Genomic DNA, 15,472 nt, shown 5'->3' on the forward strand with positions numbered 1-15,472 from the left:
GCCGGCGAGATCCTTGAGATCGGTCATGGTCTGTTCGTCAGCCATTATGCACCCACCTTGTTCTTGCGGTTCATCGACGCGACGTCGATCACTTCGGGGTTCTGCCCGGCGTGCGGATGCTCGCTGCCGGCGAAGACGCGCAGGTTGCGCATCTGCTGGCGCCCGAGGGGGCCGCGCGGGATCATGCGCTCGACGGCCTTTTCGAGCACGCGCTCGGGAAAGCGGCCCTCGAGCACCTTCTGCGCCGAGATTTCCTTGATGCCACCGGCATAGCCGGTGTGCTTGTAATAATTCTTGTCGGTCAGCTTCTTGCCGGTGAACTTCACTTTTTCGGCGTTGATGACGATGACATTGTCACCGCAATCGACGTGCGGGGTGAAGCTCGGCTTGTGCTTGCCGCGCAGGATGTTGGCGATGATCGTCGCGACGCGGCCCACGACCAGGCCGTCGGCATCGATCAGCACCCATTTCTTTTCGACCGTCGCGGCGTTCGCCGACTGGGTCGTCTTGGTCAGCGCCTTCATGGCACGCTCCTTGACAGAGATGGAACCGGGCGACGGAACCGGCCGCCGCCCCGAAACAAGCCGCGCCGCCTGCCCGCAAGGGGCGAAGCGGCGCTTCGGAGCGGGCCAATGGCGGGAACGGTGCGGAAAGTCAAGTATCGCGCGGCCTTGCCGACAGGTATCATGATACCTTGATCAGGAAACGTCGGGTTCGATCGCGCGAATCCGCTCCTCGACGAGCGTGCGGGCGCCGCCACCGTCCCCAACGATCCAGCTCTGCCGCTGCTCGCGCAGGACCAGTCCCGTCGTCCGGTCGATGGTCCACAGGCTCTCGACGGTGAGCGGCTGCGCCGCGGCGGTCGCAGCCTCGACCTTTGCCGCCGTTTCGCGCGTGCTGTCGCCGTCCGGAGACACGGTGCCGCCGATCCGGCTGGCGGCGTTGGCGGGCGCGAGCAGCGCGCGGATGTCCGCGCTCGCGAGCGCCGCGCGCTCATCGGGCGAGAGCGCCGCGACCAGCGCCGCCAGTTGCTTCGCCTCGGGCTGGTCCGCAGCGGCGGCAAGCGCTGCGGTGCGCGCCATCGCGCGATCCCACAGCCGTTCGGCGTCGATCAGGTCGATCCGGCCGCCATCGGGCGCGACGAGATAGGTCATCGCCTCGCCGACCAGCGGCTGGAGCACCGCGGTCAGCGCGCGCACGGCGCGGGGCGGCGCGTCCGAATCTATCCGGCGCAGCGTCGCGACCAGCCGGTAGCCGCGCCCCGCGCGCTGCCATTGCAGGTCGTAGAGCAACGAGAAGCCGAGCAGCCCGCCGTCGCGCCCCAGGCGGCGGGTCGTCACGCGATAGCGCATCGGCCGGTCGAGCGGCGGCGCAAAGACGACCGATGCCGCAGGCGCCGGGACGACGACGGGCGGCGGCGCGGATGCCGGGCCGGCGAGCCACAGCAACGCGGCGGCGAACATCATGCGGTGCGGCGGCCGAGCCGATGCAGCGCCGCCGCCGTCACCGCGACCAGCAGCGCGCCCGTCAACTGGTGCAGCACCGCGATCCACATCGAAATGCCGCTGACGACGGTGAGGATGCCGAGCGTCATCTGCGCCGCGACGACGAGCAGCAGCAGCGCCGGCTCGACCCGCGCGCCGCGCCGCGCCAGCACACGCGCCAGCAGCAACAGCGCAAGCGCGGCAACCCAGGACCACCAGCGATGCAGGAAATGCAGCAGAAAGGGGTCGTTGGTGATGGCGAACCAGACACCGTTCGACCAATCGATGCCGCGCGGCACGAAATGATCGTTCATCATCGGCCAGTCGCTCGCCACATAGCCGGCGTTGAGCCCCGCGACCCAGGCGCCAAGCAGAAGTTGGACGGTCAGGATCAGCGCGACGGCGATCCCCGGCCCGGTCAACGGCGCGGGCCGGGCAGCGGGATCGCGCGCGAGGGTGCCGAGATCGCGCGCGGTCCAGACCAGCGCGGCGAGCAGGAAGAGCGCGGTCAGCAGATGGGTCGCCAGACGGTAATGGCTGACGTCGGTGCGATCGACGAGTCCCGAGGCGACCATCCACCAGCCGATCGCGCCCTGCAATCCGACGAGCGCGGCCAGCGCCAGCAACCGCCAGCCATAGCCCGCGGGAACCGCGCGGCGCCACGCATACCAGGCAAGCGGGACGAGCAGCGCCAGCCCGACGAGCCGGCCGAGGATGCGGTGCAGCCATTCCCAGAAGAAGATCGCCTTGAACGCGGCGAGCGACATGCCGAAGTTGATCTCCCGATATTCGGGTATCTGCTTGTATTTCTCGAACTCCGCCAGCCAGGCGGCGTCGGTCAGCGGCGGCAACACGCCCGACACCGGCTTCCATTCGGTGATCGAGAGCCCCGATTCGGTGAGGCGGGTGATGCCGCCGACGGCGACCACGGCGATCACCAGCAGCGCAACGGCCCACAGCCAGCGCGCGAGCGCCGCCGGGCGGGGATGAACGGGAGCCTGCGTCATCGCCCGCCCTATCGCCGCTTGCGATGCGATAGGCAAGGGCCCGAAGGGAGGAGGGTGGCGCCATCTGGCCTTGAGAGGCGCACTTGTCTTCCTCGGCCGGGTCTCCCTCTCGCTAGAGCATCGTGCGTTAAATCTGAACCATTTGTCCTGAGCCTGTCGAAGCCTGTCCTGAGCGCCTGCAAGGCAGTCGAAGGGGGCCGTCCTTTCTCTTGGCGCCGCAAGAAGAACGACGGTGCTTCGACAAGCTCAGCACGAACGGCAGAAAGGATGATGCAGGTTTAACGCACGATGCTCTAGCGAGAGAGATCGGGCGGGCCAGCGGCATGGCCAAGGCCCACCCCGCTGCGCGTAGCGAGCAAGCTCGCAACGCTCGCTGCCCCCTCCCGCGAGCAGGAGGGGAGCGATTCTGAAATTCATGGCTGCGACAGGCGAGGATTGATAGGGCGGACCGATGCCGCGCGTCCGTCTCCTCCTGCCCATCCTGACCGCCTTCGCCGCCAGCACCGCCACGCCCGCGGTCGCGGCGACACCCGGGCCAGCCGGTCTTTACGACCAGCTCGCGGGCCTCGAGGCGCGGGTCGCGGCGATCGGCTTTCGTCTGACCACCGCCAATGCGGCGTGGTGCACCGCGCAGCAACCGCAGTTCGGCTGGATCTGGGGCGATCCGCGCCTCTATGACGCGAACCGGCGCCCCGCCGCACTCGCCGCCTATGCCGCACCCGACGCCGACACGCCCTATCTGGCCGCCGTCGCGCCCGACTCGCCCGCCGCGCGCGCCGGACTGCATCGCGGAACGCCGGTGTTCGCGATCGACGGCATCCCCGTGCCGCCCGCCGATGACGCGGACCCTTTTGCCCGTATCGCCGTTTTGGAGACGCAAGCCGCCGCGCTGCCTGTCGAGGCGCCCGCGGCGCTCACGATCGCCGACGGACGGGATGCGGAGGTCATCCCCATCGTCGGCTGTGCGAGCGATTTCCGCGTCGAGGCGGCCGACCGGCCTGCCGGCGGCGCCGACGGCCGGCTGGTGCGGATCAGTGCCGGGCTGGCGAGCTTCGCGACCGACGATGCCGAACTGGCGGCGGCGGTCGCGCACGAACTGGCGCACAATATCCTGCGCCACCGCGCGCGGCTCGACGCGGCGGGGGTCGATCGCGGCCTGTTCAAGGAACTCGGCCGCAGCGCCCGCCTGTTCCGCCAGACCGAGGCCGAGGCCGACCGGCTGTCGGTCTGGCTGCTCGCCGGTGCGGGTTACGATCCCGAAGCCGCGGCGCGCTTCTGGCGCAAGTTCGGCGGACGCAAGGGGCGCCCGCTCTTTCCGGCGCTGACCCATCCGGGGTGGCGCGACAGGGTCGCTTCGGTCGAGCGCGAAGCGGCGGCGATCGCGGCCGCGCGCGCCGCCGGCGAACCGCTCCATCCGCCGCTGATCGACGACATGCCGCCCTTGGAATAGCGGGCGCGGCCTCCTATCTGAAGGGCCTCCTCCCACTCTTCGCAAGGATGCCCGCCATGCCCCACGACACCGCCGTCTTCGCCGGAGGCTGTTTCTGGTGCACCGAAGCGGTTTTCCAATCGCTCGCGGGGGTCGAGCGCGTCGAGAGCGGCTATACCGGGGGCAGCGTCGCCAACCCGACCTACAAGCAGGTGTGCAACGGCGACACGGGCCATGCCGAGGCGATCCGCATCACCTATGATCCCGCCGTCATCGCCTACGACGATCTGCTCGACGTGCTTTTCGCGACGCACGACCCGACGCAGCTCAACCGTCAGGGCAACGACATCGGCACGCAGTATCGCAGCGCCGTCTTTCCGCTGAACGACCAGCAGGCCGCCGCAGCGCGCGCCGCGATCGACCGTGCACAGCCCAACTGGCCGCAACCGATCGTCACCGCGATCGAGCCGGTGTCTCCATGGTATCCGGCGGAGGATTATCACCAGGCCTATTGGAACGGCGAGGGACAGAGCAGCCCCTATTGCCTTGCCTCCATCCCGCCGAAGCTCGCCAAGCTGCGCAAGGGCTTCGCCGACCGCCTGCGCGAAGACTGAGGCCGCGCGCGACCGGCCCAGTGTTGCATTCGAGTCGCATAAGGTTAATTTTCATTGACTTTACCGCCGTCCGGACTAGCGGACCCGGTTCTGCGCGGGCAGGATGACCCCGAAGCGCAGTTATAGGGTCGCGACAGGGTGCTGGCATCATTGTTCCTGATAGGAGCGGCGGTCACGACGCCGCAGATGTCGGTCCAGGCCGCCAGCCAGACCATCGTGGAGGATGGCGCCGCAGGCGTGGCGCGCGCGGTCGACCGCATGATCGGCGGTATCATCAGTTATACGCGCTGGCCGGGGAACACGCCGGACGCGCCGCGGACGATGTGCGTCGTCGGCGCGCCGCGGCTCACTGTCCGGCCTGTCCCGGTCCTGCCCGGCGGCGGGGCCGTCGTGGTGCGGAGGACAACCACGGCAGCCGCGACCGGCGGCGGCGACTGCGACATCCTCTATCTGGGCCGCATGCCCGCCGAAGACCGCCGCCGCCTGATCGCCTGGGTGCGCGACCGTCCGGTGCTGACGATCAGCGACGACGACCCCGACTGCCTTTACGGCGCGATGTTCTGCCTCGCCGCAAAGCCGGGAGGCATCGGCTTTTCGGTCAATCTCGACGCTATTGGCCGGGGACCGCTGCGCATCGACCCGCGCGTGCTCAAGATCGGCCGATCCGACGGAGGCGCCCCATGACCGCTCCGACCCGGACGACCCTGCAGAAGCTGCTGTCGCGCTTCCACTTCGGCGTCACCCTGTTCGCAGTGGCGCTGTCGGGCCTCACCATCCTGCTCGCCGGCGTCGCCGCGCTGCGCGGCTATGCCGACCGCAACCTCGAACTGGCGGCGCAGCTCGGCGCCTATGGCGTCGAACCGGCGCTGGTCTTCAACGATCCCGAGGCGGCGCGCGAGGGTCTCGATCCGCTCACCCATATTCCGGGGATCGCCCGGCTGCTCGTGCTCGACGACCGAGGCCGGCCGCTGACCGAATGGACGTCGCCCCACGCCGACCCGGCGCCGCTGCTGACCGATCTCTTCTTCGGCAAACCGTCCACGATGACGGTCCGCCGCAACGGGTCGGCGATCGGGACGATCGAGGTGTGGGGCGATTCGTCGACGCTGACCGCCTATGTCCGGATCGGGCTGCTTGCGGGGCTCGGCTGCCTGCTGGTCACCGCACTCGGCACGATCATCCTCGCCCGCCGCTTCGAATATGAGCTGGTCAAGCCGCTCGGCGAGATCGCGACCGTCGCCCACGACGTGCGGCTGCACCGCCGCTTCGACAAGCGCGTCCAGCCGCTCGGCATCGCCGAGCTCGACCGGCTGGGCGGCGACATCAACGCGCTGCTCGACGAATTGCAGGGGTGGCAGGGGCATATGGAAAGCGAGCATCGCATGCTGGCGCACCGCGCGTCGCACGATCCGCTGACCGCGATGCCCAACCGCGCCGCCTTCGACGAACAGCTCGCGCAGCGCATCGGCAAGGCGGGGGCCGACGGCACGCGCTTTGCCCTGCTGTTCGTCGATGCCGACAATTTCAAGCTCGCCAACGACAGCTTCGGGCACGCCGCCGGCGACGCCCTGCTCGTCGCACTGTCCGAACGGATCAAGGCGACGCTGCGGCCCGGCGATTTCGCGGCGCGGATCGGCGGCGACGAATTCATCGTGCTCGTCGATCCGCTCGACATCGCCACCGATCCGGAAACGCTCGCCGGCCCGATCCGCACGGGCATGGCCGATCCGGTCGTTCTGCCGGGCGGCGACACCTATCGCCTCGCGGTCAGTATCGGCGTCGCCGCCTTCCCGACCGACGGCGCCGATCCCGCCGCGCTGCTGACCGCGGCCGACGCCGCCATGTATGCCGAAAAGCTCGCCAAACGTTCGCAGACATGATCATGGAGGTCCGATCATGACCCTTTCTCTCCCCATCGTCCGCCGCACCATCCTGGCCGCCGGCATCGCCGGCCTGCTCGCCGCCTGTCAGAGCGTTCCGGTGAAGTCCGGCTTCACCCCCGAACAGATCGCCGTCCTGCAATCCGAAGGCTTCGTCGACACCGGGCCCGACTGGGAGCTGACGCTCAACGAACGGCTGCTCTTCGGCGTCAACGAAAGCGCGCTCCGCCCCGAGCAGATCGAGCGGATTTCGACCATGGCGCATCGCCTGCAGTCGGTCGGCATCGCCACCGCGCGGGTCGAAGGCCACACCGATTCCACCGGCAGCGACGCCTATAACCTGACCCTGTCGCAGGCGCGGGCGGAAGCGGTCGCCGCGCCGATGCAGGCGAACGGCATGCGCTTCACCCCCGCCCAGATCGTCGGGCGTGGCGAAAGCCTGCCGATCTCGCCCAACGACACGCCCGAGGGGCGGCAGGACAATCGGCGCGTGGTGGTGATCGTCGAACCCCAATAAGGCCTTTCGCGCGGCCTTTTCCCGGCGGGCTTTCGCCGCTAAGGCTGCCGCGCATGAAACCGATCCGCAAAGCCGTTTTCCCCGTCGCCGGCCTCGGCACCCGCTTCCTGCCCGCGACCAAGGCAATCCCCAAGGAGATGCTGCCGGTGGTCGACCGGCCGCTGATCCAATATGCCGTCGACGAGGCACGCGAGGCGGGGATCGAGCAGATGATCTTCGTCACCGGGCGCGGCAAGAGCGCGATCGAGGATCATTTCGACATCGCCTTCGAACTGGAGAAGACGATGGCCGAGCGCGGCAAGGACCTGTCGGTGCTCGAACCGACGCGCCTCGGACCCGGCAATTGCGCCTATGTCCGGCAGCAGGAACCGATGGGGCTGGGCCACGCGATCTGGTGCGCGCGCGACATCGTCGGCGACGAGCCGTTCGCCATCTTCCTGCCCGACGAATTCATGCACGGCTCGCCCGGCTGCATGAAGCAGATGGTCGATGCGTATCGCAAGGTCGGCGGCAACCTGATCTCAGTGCTCGAAGTGCCGCGCGAGCAGGTTTCGAGCTATGGCGTGATCGCCCCCGGCTCCCGCGACGACGCGCTGACCGAGGTTCGGGGGCTGGTCGAGAAGCCGGCGGTCGAGGCCGCGCCGTCGAACCTGATCATCTCGGGCCGCTACATCCTCCAGCCGGAGGTGATGCGCGTGCTAGAACGGCAGGAAAAGGGCGCCGGGGGTGAAATCCAGCTCACCGACGCGATGGCGGCGATGATCGGCACGCAGCCCTTCCACGCCGTGACCTTCGACGGCGCGCGCTACGACTGCGGGTCGAAGGCCGGCTATATCCAGGCCAATCTCGCGCTCGCGCTCGAACGCCCCGATATCGCCGCCGACGTTCGGGCCTTCGCTGTCGATCTTCTGACCTGACGCGCGCCGGCGGCCGGAGCCGCCGGCACCGCCGTCATTCGCCCTCGATATTGGGCTTGGGGAAGCTGTCGGCCCCCACCGTTCGGTAAAGCCAGCCGCCCACGAGCCCGCCGAGCAGCGGCGCGACCCAGAACAGCCAGAGCTGCTGGAGCGCGAGGCCGCCGACGACCAGCGCTGGGCCGGTGCTGCGCGCCGGGTTGACCGAGGTGTTCGTCACCGGGATCGCGATCAGGTGGATCAGCGTCAGCGCGAGGCCGATCGCGAGCGGCGCAAAGCCCGCGGGGGCGCGGCCGTCGGTCGACCCCATGACGATCCACAGGAAGAAGGCGGTGAGCACGATCTCGATCGTGAAGCCCGATATCAGGTCGTAGCCGCCCGGCGACCCCTCTCCGAAACCATTGGCGGCGAGGCCGTTGGTCGCCAGATCATAGCCCGGATTGCCGCTCGCGATATAATAGAGCAGGAAGGCCGCGGCGATCGCGCCGACGACCTGCGAGACCACATAGAGCGGGATGTCGCGCGCGTCGAAGCGCCCGCCCGCCCACAGCCCGACGGTGATCGCGGGATTGAGATGGCAGCCCGAGATATGGCCGATCGCATAGGCCATCGTCACCACCGTCAGACCGAAGGCCAGCGCCACGCCGGCGAAGCCGATCCCGAGATCGGGAAAGGCCGCCGCGAGCACCGCGCTGCCGCAGCCGCCGAACACCAGCCAGAAGGTGCCGATGCCCTCGGCCAGACCCTTTTGCATATTCGTCATATGACCCTCCTCCCCGCCGGCGGTCATCGCGCTGCCGGCGCGCGGATCAGCCTAACACAGGGAAAGGGCGCGGCAAGACCTTGTAAACCATGTGTCCCGCGGCGGGATTCGGGGCGAAGGGCGGCCGGGCAATGGCGCGGCCCGTCGCAATCCTCTGGCCCCGGCCGCACGGCCGTGCGATGATACCGGCCGATCCGCCCTCCCCGGAGACCTGTCGATGCGTGCAATGCTTCTCGCCCTTTCGGCCGCCCCGCTGCTTGCCGGCTGCGTGAGCGCGGTGAAGACGGTGGTGACCGCCCCCGTCAAGGCGGTCGGCCAGGTCGCCGACTGGTCGACGACCAGCCAGGAGGAAGCCGACCGCAACCGCGGCCGCGCCCTGCGCCAGCGCGAGGAACGCGTCGGCAAGCTGACGCGCCAGCGCGACAAGGCGGCGCAGAAATGCCGCGACGGCCGACAGGACCAGTGTCAGCGCGCCGAGGTGCTGAGCCACGAAATCGAAGCGGTGATGGCCGAGCCGATGTAGTCGGACCGGCCGGCCCGAGGGGGATGTCTTCGCGGATAGGGCGCTAGCGCACCCGGCGCCCGGTCCATACCACACGGCCGACGAGTTGCACCGCGGTCATCGGCAGATCGTCCCAGCTGCGATAGTGGGGATTGTCGCTGATCACCGAAATCCGCCCTTCCCCCGGCGCGCGCGCGACGCGCTTCACCATCAGCGCATCGTCCATCCGCAGGACATAGATGCCGTCGCGCAGCAGCGTCGCCGCGTCGCTGCCGTCGACCAATATATCGTCGCCGTCGCCCAGCGTCGGCGCCATCGAATCGCCCGCGACGCGGATGATGCTGAGCGCGCGCGGGTCGGCGCCCAGGTCGCGCAGCCAGCGTGGGTCGAACGCCACCGCGCCTTCGACCGGCTCGCCGTCGATGCTCGCGCCCGCGCCGGCCGAGGCGCCGATCGCCAGTTTGGGCACCAGCACCATGTCGCCCGCGCCGCGTTGCAACGCCGGTGCGGCGACGCGGCGCGCCGGGCCGCCCAGCAGCGCTTCGGCCACGCCCAGATAGGCGGCGATCCGCGCCCGGTCCTCCTCCGCCAGCCGGCGCGGCGAACCGCGTTTGATATATTGCTGGATATAGGCGGGATTGCGCCCGATGCGCGCCGAAAGCTGCGCATAGTCGATCCCCCTTTCCTGCAGCAGGCGATCGAGCGCGGCACGCGGATCGTCGTCGAAATCGGTCATCGGCCAGCGGGCTCCTTCCTATTTCGCATGTAGCAACAGGAATTTTCCTAGACAAGTAGGAAATCCTATCTCAAATAGGAAAAATCCTATTAAAGGCGACTCGCCCGCTACCGGATGTCGATAGGGAGGAACGGAATGGAAAAGACGCTGCTGCAACGGATCGAGGCCTTTCTGACCGAATCGCGGATGCCGCCGAGCGTTCTCGGTCGGGACGCCGTCCACGACCCGCGGCTGATCAGCGACCTGCGCGGCGGGCGCGCAGTGGGGCGCAGCGTCGAATGCCGCGTGGAACATTTCATGAACAAATGGCGCGCCGAGCGGCATGCCGGGCGCATCGGCCCGAGCGGCGACCGCCGCACCCGCGCGATGCGCGCCGCCACGATGGAGGCCCGGCCATGATCCACACGTCCCTCGCCACACCGCGTCCCCATGCATGCCCGCACGGCCGGCTGGGCCGTCTGATCGCGCGCGAGCTGCCGCCCGGCCTCGCGCTCGGCCCATCGACGTGGCGGCCGTGGGCAAGCGCCAGCTTCGTCGGCGCGCGCCATGCGTTCCCCTGTCAGGCGGCAGTCGGCGACCTCGAAGCGATCCGCCGCTCGCTACGCGCGCGGCTGAGCGCCGTCGAATGGCGGCTGCCGGGGCATATCGTCGCCGACATCGCGGTCGAATTCGACGAAGCCGCACGCGGCCTTCGCATCGAGGTGCTGACGGTGGAGGATTGATCGGCCTTGAACGAAACAACGCCGTGTCCCGCAGAGGCGGGAACCCAGAGCGTCCTGACGCCAACGCAGGCTTTGTGCCGCTCTGGGCTCCCGCCTCCGCGGGAGCACGCGGCTGTTCAATCAAAGACGATGATCGATCAGCCGACGGCGCGGCCGGTCATGCGCTGGAGGGTGCTGAGCGCCGCTTCGAGCGCGAAATCGACGGGCGGCTCGGCATCTTCGTTCGCCGGCGGCGTCTCGACCGGAATCGCGGCGGTCGATGCCGGTGCGCCGCGCGCCTGGCGCCGTCGCGCCAGCCCCGCCTCGAAGCGGGCGACCATCGCGCCGAGCGACGCGTCGGCCGGATCGGGCATCGCGGGGCCCGCCGCCTCGACCGGTTGCAGCCAGGGTTCCGCGCCTTCGACGAAGGCGTCGTCGGGCGCGAGGTCGGCAAGGATCAGCGTATCGTCGGCCTCTGCCGCTTCGGCGGGAAGCGGCTCCGCAGGCATGGCGGTTTCGGCCTCGGCAGGCAGCGGCCCCAGCCCCAGCGCCGGCAGGTCGCGCCCGGCGCGGATCGGCGGGCGCGGCGGCGCGTCGGGATGGAGATCGGCGCGGCGGCGCGGCAGCGCGTCGTCGACCGCGCCCCGACGGCGGCGGCGCAGCGCGCCGAGTCCCGCCGCATCGGGGCTGGCAGCGATCAACGCGACCAGCCCGGCGATCAGCGCCGCGACCGCCGCCATGCCGAGCGCGAGCGCAAGCCGGCCGGCATCGCCGACCGGCGGCACGAACAGCTCCGACAGTCGGTCGAGATAGAGGTTCCAGCTGATCCCCATGACCCAGCCCGACGGCATCACCGCGCCGAACAGGAAGGTCAGCGCCGCCGCTCCGATGATCGCGGGCATCGCGGGGCGCAGCGCGCGCCACAATGCGGCCGCGGGGGCTTTGGCAGGCTTTTCGCTGGCGTCGTCCATATCGCTCCAGATCCGCATGATCGCTAAAGGCGCAGCAATCGCTGGTAAACCGGTTCGTAACGTAGAATGTTTGACGACCAGTTACGATGGGTTTCGACGAAGGCGCGCGCCGTCCGCCGCCGCGCGTCCCAGCCCGCCCGGTCGGCGAGCAGCGCGGCGAGCGCCCCGGCGACCGCCGCCGGATCGTCGGGGGCGAACAGCGTGCCGGTCACCCCATCCTCGATCAGCTCGCGGTGCCCGCCGACATCGGACGCGGCGACGAGACGCCCCTGCGCCATCGCCTCGAGCGGCTTGAGCGGCGTGACGAGGTCGGTGAGCCGCATCTTCTTGCGCGGATAGGCGAGGACGTCGGCCAGCGAATAATAATGCTCGACCCGCTCGTGCGGCACGCGGCCGACGAAATGGATGCGGCCGGCGACCGGCGAGGCCGCCGCCTGCGCTTTCAGCGCCGCCTCCCGCGGGCCGCCGCCGACGAGCAGCAGCCGCGCGCGGGGCTGATGCACGGCAAGCGCAGGCATCGCCGCGATCAGGTCGTCGATCCCCTCATAGTCGTAGAAGCTGCCGATGAAGGCGATCACCGCGTCGTCGGCCGCGATGCCGAGCTCGGCGGCGAGCGCGTCGTCGCGCGGGGGTGGGTCGCCGAACAGGTCGAGATCGACGCCGTTGGGCGAGACGATGATCTTCGCCGGATCGACCCCGCGCGCGATCAGGTCGCCGCGCAGCCCTTCGCAGATCACCGCGACCGCGTCGGCGGCCTTGACGACATGGGTTTCGATGCGCCGCGTCAGGCGGTAGCGCGCGCTTCCCTCGCGCCCGGTGCCGTTGCCGACCGCCGCATCCTCCCAGAAGGCGCGGATTTCATAGAGGACGGGGATGCCGAGCCGCCGGCCCGCGCGCAGCGCCGCGAGCCCGTCGAGCACCGGCGAATGGGCGTGGAGCAGGTCCGCGCGCCATTCGCGCGCCAGCGCCTCGACCCGCGCCGCGAGCGCGCCGATCTCGCGCCATTCGCGGATCGGCGACGGCGCCGTGGCGATCGGAGCGGTGCGGTGGAAGGTCAGCCCGTCGACGACCTCGCACGCGGGTCCGGGCAGCGGATGGCGCACGGCGGTGACGCCCGCGACCTCCCACCCCTTCGCCGCCTGCGCCTTCATGATCGCGCGGGTGCGAAAGGTATAACCGCTGTGCGCGGGCAGGCTGTGATCGAGGACGTGGAGGATGCGGGTCATTGCGGTCGCCTATGCCCGACAAGCCTTAACGCCGCGTCAACCCCGATGCTATAGCACCGCCGCATCCGCAGGCGCACAGCAAGGCCCAGCCGTCCATGATCGACAATCTCTCGATTGGCCTCACCCATGCGCTGATGGCGATCGCACTGTGGCGCCTGCTCTATCGCGACGACCTCGACAACGAGGTGAGCCCGCGGATGCTGTGGCAGCGCCGCCGCGACGCGGAGGCGGCGGCCGAGGCCGCGCAGGGGCCGCGCGATGCGTGACATCGCCTTCGTGGCCTTCCTGTTTGCCTTCATCGGGGTCGGTTTCCGCAAGCCGTTCCTGTTCATCCTCTGCTTCTGCTACATCGACATCGTCGCGCCGCAGCGGCTCAGCTATTTCCTGATCAATTCGATCCCGATCTCGCTGATCGTCTTCATTCTCGCGATCGGCGGCTGGCTCGTTCTCGACGACAAGCGCGACACGCGCTGGTCGGGCCGGCAGGTGCTGCTGGTCCTGCTGCTGATCTATTGCGGCGTGACGACGATGTACGCCGATTTCCCGGTCGAGGCGCAGGACAAATGGAGCTGGGTGTGGAAGGCGCTGGTGTGGGCGATCTTCCTGCCGCTGACGCTGCGCACGCGGCTTCGCATCGAATCGCTGATCCTGATCATGCTGCTGTCGGCCGGGTCGATCGCGATCGCGGGCGGCCTCAAGACCGCGGCGGGCGGCGGCGGCTATGGCGAACTGCAACTGCTGCTCAACGAGAATTTCGGGCTTTACGAAGGCTCGATCATGTCGACGGTGGGGATCGCGATCATCCCGCTGATCCTCTGGTACCGCCGCCACGGCACCGTCTTTCCACCCGATTGGCGCGTGTCGCTCTTCTGCTTCGCGCTCTGCTTCGCCTGCATGCTGCTGCCGGTGGGGACGCAGGCGCGCACCGGGCTCGTGTGCCTGGTCGTCCTCGCGGTGCTGTCGCTGCGCGCGGTGCGGCACCGGCTTCTCTATGTCGCCGGCATCGGGATGCTGACGCTCGCCGCGATCCCCTTCCTGCCGCAAAGCTATACCGAGCGGATGGAGACGATCCAGGGCTACAAGGCCGATTCGTCCGCATCCACCCGCGTCGCGGTATGGAAATGGACCTGGGACTATGCGAAGGACCATCCGTTCGGGGGCGGCTTCAACGCCTTCCTCCAGAATCAACTCCGCGTCGAGCGCCAGGCCGGCGCCAATGACGAAGGCGCGCAGGGCGGGCCGATCGTCTACGAGGACAAGGGGCGCGCCTATCATTCGAGCTATTTCGAGATGCTGGGCGAACAGGGCTATCCGGGGCTGGCGCTGTGGCTGCTGCTCCAGGCCGCCGGGCTTGTCCAGATGGAGCGATTGCGCCGCCGCTATCTGAAGACCCGGCGCGCTGAGGAGCAATGGATCGCCCCGCTCGCGACCGCGCTCCAGCACGGGCACATCGTCTACATGGTCGGATCGCTGTTCGTCGGCATCGCCTTCCAGCCCTTCATCTACATGATGCTGGCGCTGGAGATCGGGCTTTCGACCTATTGCCGCCGCCGCGAGCGCGAGGCGGGGTGGCGGCCGCTGATGGCGCGCCCGGCACAGGTCCCGGCCCGCCAGTCCTTTTCGAACGTGCGATCGTAGCGCGCACGTCTCACCCCGGGACCGGGAACCATCGGGCGCCGCCGGACGCTATGCCATCATGCCCCGCGCCCGCCTGATCCATGTCGACGACAGCCTGCCCGGCATCCGCCGCGAACGCTCCGGCGACGGCTGGCGCTATCGCGACGCGAAGGGCCGGCTGATCCGCGATCGCGCCGAAATCGCGCGGCTCGACGCCGTCGCGCTGCCGCCCGCCTATGAGGATGCCTGGTTCTGCCCGGCGCCGAACGGCCATATCCTCGCCACCGGCTATGACGCGCGCGGGCGCAAGCAATATCGCTATCATCCCGATTTCCGGCTGGCGCGCGACGCGGGCAAATACGACCGCTGCGCCGCCTTCGGCCAGGCGCTGCCGCTGCTGCGCGCGCGGCTTCAGGACGATCTTTCCCGCCGCACGCTCTGCCAGGAGCGCGTCGTCGCGGCGGTCGTCCGGCTGCTCGACCTCGCCGCGCTGCGCGTCGGGAACGAGGAATATGCCGCCGCGAACAACAGCTTCGGCGCCACCACGTTGCGCCAGCGCCATGCACGGCTGTCGGGCGCGACGCTGCGCCTCAGCTATCGCGCCAAGGGTGGCGCGAGGCGCGAGGTGACGATCAGCGACCGGAATCTGGCGACCCTCGTCCGTCGGCTGCAGGACCTGCCCGGCCAGCATCTGTTCCAGTATCGCGACGCCGACGGCACCCACGCGGTCGCGTCCGACGACGTCAACGCCTATATCCGCGAGGCGATGGGGGAGGATTTCAGCGCCAAGCATTTCCGCACCTGGTGGGGCAGCGTCGAGGCCTTCGCCTTCCTGTACGAGGCGCCCGAGCCGCCGTCGCTCAAGGCGGTGCTCGGCCATGTCGCCCAGCGGCTCGGCAACACCCCCGCGGTCGCGCGGCGCGCCTATGTCCATCCGGCGATGATCGCCGCCGCACAGGCCCGCGGCGACTTCGCGCAGGCGGCGGGGCGGCTGCCGCGCTCGACCCGCTATCTTTCGCGTTACGAACGCGGATTTTTGACCTATCTGGAGCAGGCGCCCGATGCCGCGACGCTGCTCCGGTCCGCCTGACCCTTTGACCGATTTCGAGGA

19 protein-coding genes are annotated in these 15,472 nt (G+C 69.4%); 12 read left to right on the top strand and 7 right to left on the bottom strand.

Annotated features, from left to right (window positions below):
* Window positions 1-44: 44 nt before the first annotated feature.
* The 3 genes from rplM to ABS88_RS07650 all read right to left on the bottom strand — a co-directional run bounded on the left by rplM (window position 45) and on the right by ABS88_RS07650 (window position 2,491).
* The gene (gene rplM / locus ABS88_RS07640) at window positions 45-524 is read right to left on the bottom strand and encodes a 50S ribosomal protein L13 (protein WP_067107115.1); all 480 of its coding nucleotides are present in this window, start codon (window positions 522-524) and stop codon (window positions 45-47) included.
* Window positions 525-698: 174 nt separating this feature from the next.
* Window positions 699-1,466, bottom strand: coding sequence for a hypothetical protein (locus ABS88_RS07645; protein WP_076073819.1), 768 nt, complete (start codon window positions 1,464-1,466; stop codon window positions 699-701).
* Complete coding sequence (locus ABS88_RS07650) at window positions 1,463-2,491, bottom strand: COX15/CtaA family protein (RefSeq protein ID WP_076073816.1); 1,029 nt, start codon at window positions 2,489-2,491, stop codon at window positions 1,463-1,465. The genes ABS88_RS07645 and ABS88_RS07650 overlap by 4 nt, the downstream gene beginning before the upstream one ends.
* Before the next feature lie 451 nt (window positions 2,492-2,942).
* Between ABS88_RS07650 and ABS88_RS07655 the strand changes: the two genes are divergently transcribed.
* The 6 genes from ABS88_RS07655 to galU all read left to right on the top strand — a co-directional run bounded on the left by ABS88_RS07655 (window position 2,943) and on the right by galU (window position 7,848).
* Window positions 2,943-3,941 (top strand): M48 family metallopeptidase, encoded by a 999-nt coding sequence (locus ABS88_RS07655; RefSeq protein ID WP_104959303.1) that lies wholly within the window; start codon window positions 2,943-2,945, stop codon window positions 3,939-3,941.
* 56 nt (window positions 3,942-3,997) lie between these two features.
* On the top strand, window positions 3,998-4,534 hold the full coding sequence (msrA, locus tag ABS88_RS07660; protein ID WP_067107219.1) for a peptide-methionine (S)-S-oxide reductase MsrA: 537 nt from the start codon (window positions 3,998-4,000) through the stop codon (window positions 4,532-4,534).
* A gap of 138 nt (window positions 4,535-4,672) precedes the next feature.
* Window positions 4,673-5,218 (top strand): regulatory sequestration protein YfiR, encoded by a 546-nt coding sequence (gene yfiR / locus ABS88_RS07665; protein ID WP_286749558.1) that lies wholly within the window; start codon window positions 4,673-4,675, stop codon window positions 5,216-5,218.
* A complete protein-coding gene (gene dgcN / locus ABS88_RS07670) occupies window positions 5,215-6,414 on the top strand; it encodes a diguanylate cyclase DgcN/YfiN (RefSeq protein WP_067107099.1) in 1,200 nt (399 codons plus the stop codon). Before yfiR ends, dgcN begins: the two co-directional genes overlap by 4 nt.
* Before the next feature lie 16 nt (window positions 6,415-6,430).
* Complete coding sequence (yfiB, locus tag ABS88_RS07675) at window positions 6,431-6,931, top strand: outer membrane lipoprotein YfiB (protein ID WP_076073807.1); 501 nt, start codon at window positions 6,431-6,433, stop codon at window positions 6,929-6,931.
* A 53-nt stretch (window positions 6,932-6,984) separates the two neighbouring features.
* Window positions 6,985-7,848 (top strand): UTP--glucose-1-phosphate uridylyltransferase GalU, encoded by an 864-nt coding sequence (gene galU / locus ABS88_RS07680; protein WP_076073804.1) that lies wholly within the window; start codon window positions 6,985-6,987, stop codon window positions 7,846-7,848.
* 34 nt (window positions 7,849-7,882) lie between these two features.
* Here the strand turns inward: galU and aqpZ are convergent, their stop codons facing one another.
* Window positions 7,883-8,608, bottom strand: a complete 726-nt coding sequence (aqpZ, locus tag ABS88_RS07685; RefSeq protein ID WP_067107091.1) for an aquaporin Z — start codon at window positions 8,606-8,608, stop codon at window positions 7,883-7,885.
* Window positions 8,609-8,825: 217 nt separating this feature from the next.
* Here aqpZ and ABS88_RS07690 point away from each other — a divergent pair, with 217 nt between their 5' ends.
* Window positions 8,826-9,131: a hypothetical protein gene (locus tag ABS88_RS07690; RefSeq protein ID WP_067107089.1), complete on the top strand. Its 306-nt coding sequence runs from the start codon at window positions 8,826-8,828 to the stop codon at window positions 9,129-9,131.
* 43 nt (window positions 9,132-9,174) lie between these two features.
* On the opposite strand, the gene ABS88_RS07695 is transcribed toward ABS88_RS07690, so the two are convergent.
* Window positions 9,175-9,846 carry a S24 family peptidase gene (locus tag ABS88_RS07695; protein WP_067107086.1) on the bottom strand — a complete coding sequence of 224 codons (672 nt, stop codon included), beginning with the start codon at window positions 9,844-9,846 and terminating at the stop codon, window positions 9,175-9,177.
* A 135-nt stretch (window positions 9,847-9,981) separates the two neighbouring features.
* On the opposite strand from ABS88_RS07695, the gene ABS88_RS07700 reads away from it, so the two are divergent.
* Both ABS88_RS07700 and ABS88_RS07705 read left to right on the top strand, forming a co-directional pair.
* On the top strand, window positions 9,982-10,245 hold the full coding sequence (locus ABS88_RS07700) for a hypothetical protein (protein ID WP_076073801.1): 264 nt from the start codon (window positions 9,982-9,984) through the stop codon (window positions 10,243-10,245).
* Window positions 10,242-10,568, top strand: coding sequence for a hypothetical protein (locus ABS88_RS07705; RefSeq protein ID WP_234002551.1), 327 nt, complete (start codon window positions 10,242-10,244; stop codon window positions 10,566-10,568). The genes ABS88_RS07700 and ABS88_RS07705 overlap by 4 nt, the downstream gene beginning before the upstream one ends.
* Window positions 10,569-10,705: 137 nt before the next feature.
* Here ABS88_RS07705 and ABS88_RS07710 read toward each other — a convergent pair whose 3' ends face one another.
* Together ABS88_RS07710 and ABS88_RS07715 are read right to left on the bottom strand one after the other, a co-directional pair.
* On the bottom strand, window positions 10,706-11,518 hold the full coding sequence (locus ABS88_RS07710) for a hypothetical protein (protein WP_104959301.1): 813 nt from the start codon (window positions 11,516-11,518) through the stop codon (window positions 10,706-10,708).
* Between the two features lie 23 nt (window positions 11,519-11,541).
* The gene (locus tag ABS88_RS07715; RefSeq protein WP_076073799.1) at window positions 11,542-12,744 is read right to left on the bottom strand and encodes a TIGR04063 family PEP-CTERM/XrtA system glycosyltransferase; all 1,203 of its coding nucleotides are present in this window, start codon (window positions 12,742-12,744) and stop codon (window positions 11,542-11,544) included.
* 95 nt (window positions 12,745-12,839) lie between these two features.
* On the opposite strand from ABS88_RS07715, the gene ABS88_RS07720 reads away from it, so the two are divergent.
* The 3 genes from ABS88_RS07720 to ABS88_RS07730 are packed head-to-tail and all read left to right on the top strand — an operon-like array spanning window position 12,840 to window position 15,451.
* Entirely contained in the window at window positions 12,840-13,010 is a 171-nt protein-coding gene (locus ABS88_RS07720) for a hypothetical protein (RefSeq protein ID WP_199775049.1), read from the top strand.
* Window positions 13,003-14,382, top strand: coding sequence for a putative O-glycosylation ligase, exosortase A system-associated (locus tag ABS88_RS07725; RefSeq protein ID WP_076073796.1), 1,380 nt, complete (start codon window positions 13,003-13,005; stop codon window positions 14,380-14,382). Before ABS88_RS07720 ends, ABS88_RS07725 begins: the two co-directional genes overlap by 8 nt.
* Before the next feature lie 58 nt (window positions 14,383-14,440).
* Window positions 14,441-15,451, top strand: a complete 1,011-nt coding sequence (locus ABS88_RS07730) for a DNA topoisomerase IB (RefSeq protein WP_076073793.1) — start codon at window positions 14,441-14,443, stop codon at window positions 15,449-15,451.
* Window positions 15,452-15,472 lie beyond the last annotated feature (21 nt).

The organism is Sphingopyxis sp. SCN 67-31, assembly GCF_001725095.1.

Coding starts and splice junctions, on each gene's coding strand:
- rplM (WP_067107115.1), bottom strand. CDS start 524: ATGAAGGCGCTGACCAAGACGACCCAGTCGGCGAACGCCGCGACGGTC.
- ABS88_RS07645 (WP_076073819.1), bottom strand. CDS start 1,466: ATGATGTTCGCCGCCGCGTTGCTGTGGCTCGCCGGCCCGGCATCCGCG.
- ABS88_RS07650 (WP_076073816.1), bottom strand. CDS start 2,491: ATGACGCAGGCTCCCGTTCATCCCCGCCCGGCGGCGCTCGCGCGCTGG.
- ABS88_RS07655 (WP_104959303.1), top strand. CDS start 2,943: ATGCCGCGCGTCCGTCTCCTCCTGCCCATCCTGACCGCCTTCGCCGCC.
- msrA (WP_067107219.1), top strand. CDS start 3,998: ATGCCCCACGACACCGCCGTCTTCGCCGGAGGCTGTTTCTGGTGCACC.
- dgcN (WP_067107099.1), top strand. CDS start 5,215: ATGACCGCTCCGACCCGGACGACCCTGCAGAAGCTGCTGTCGCGCTTC.
- yfiB (WP_076073807.1), top strand. CDS start 6,431: ATGACCCTTTCTCTCCCCATCGTCCGCCGCACCATCCTGGCCGCCGGC.
- galU (WP_076073804.1), top strand. CDS start 6,985: ATGAAACCGATCCGCAAAGCCGTTTTCCCCGTCGCCGGCCTCGGCACC.
- aqpZ (WP_067107091.1), bottom strand. CDS start 8,608: ATGACGAATATGCAAAAGGGTCTGGCCGAGGGCATCGGCACCTTCTGG.
- ABS88_RS07690 (WP_067107089.1), top strand. CDS start 8,826: ATGCGTGCAATGCTTCTCGCCCTTTCGGCCGCCCCGCTGCTTGCCGGC.
- ABS88_RS07695 (WP_067107086.1), bottom strand. CDS start 9,846: ATGACCGATTTCGACGACGATCCGCGTGCCGCGCTCGATCGCCTGCTG.
- ABS88_RS07700 (WP_076073801.1), top strand. CDS start 9,982: ATGGAAAAGACGCTGCTGCAACGGATCGAGGCCTTTCTGACCGAATCG.
- ABS88_RS07705 (WP_234002551.1), top strand. CDS start 10,242: ATGATCCACACGTCCCTCGCCACACCGCGTCCCCATGCATGCCCGCAC.
- ABS88_RS07710 (WP_104959301.1), bottom strand. CDS start 11,518: ATGGACGACGCCAGCGAAAAGCCTGCCAAAGCCCCCGCGGCCGCATTG.
- ABS88_RS07715 (WP_076073799.1), bottom strand. CDS start 12,744: ATGACCCGCATCCTCCACGTCCTCGATCACAGCCTGCCCGCGCACAGC.
- ABS88_RS07720 (WP_199775049.1), top strand. CDS start 12,840: ATGATCGACAATCTCTCGATTGGCCTCACCCATGCGCTGATGGCGATC.
- ABS88_RS07725 (WP_076073796.1), top strand. CDS start 13,003: ATGCGTGACATCGCCTTCGTGGCCTTCCTGTTTGCCTTCATCGGGGTC.
- ABS88_RS07730 (WP_076073793.1), top strand. CDS start 14,441: ATGCCCCGCGCCCGCCTGATCCATGTCGACGACAGCCTGCCCGGCATC.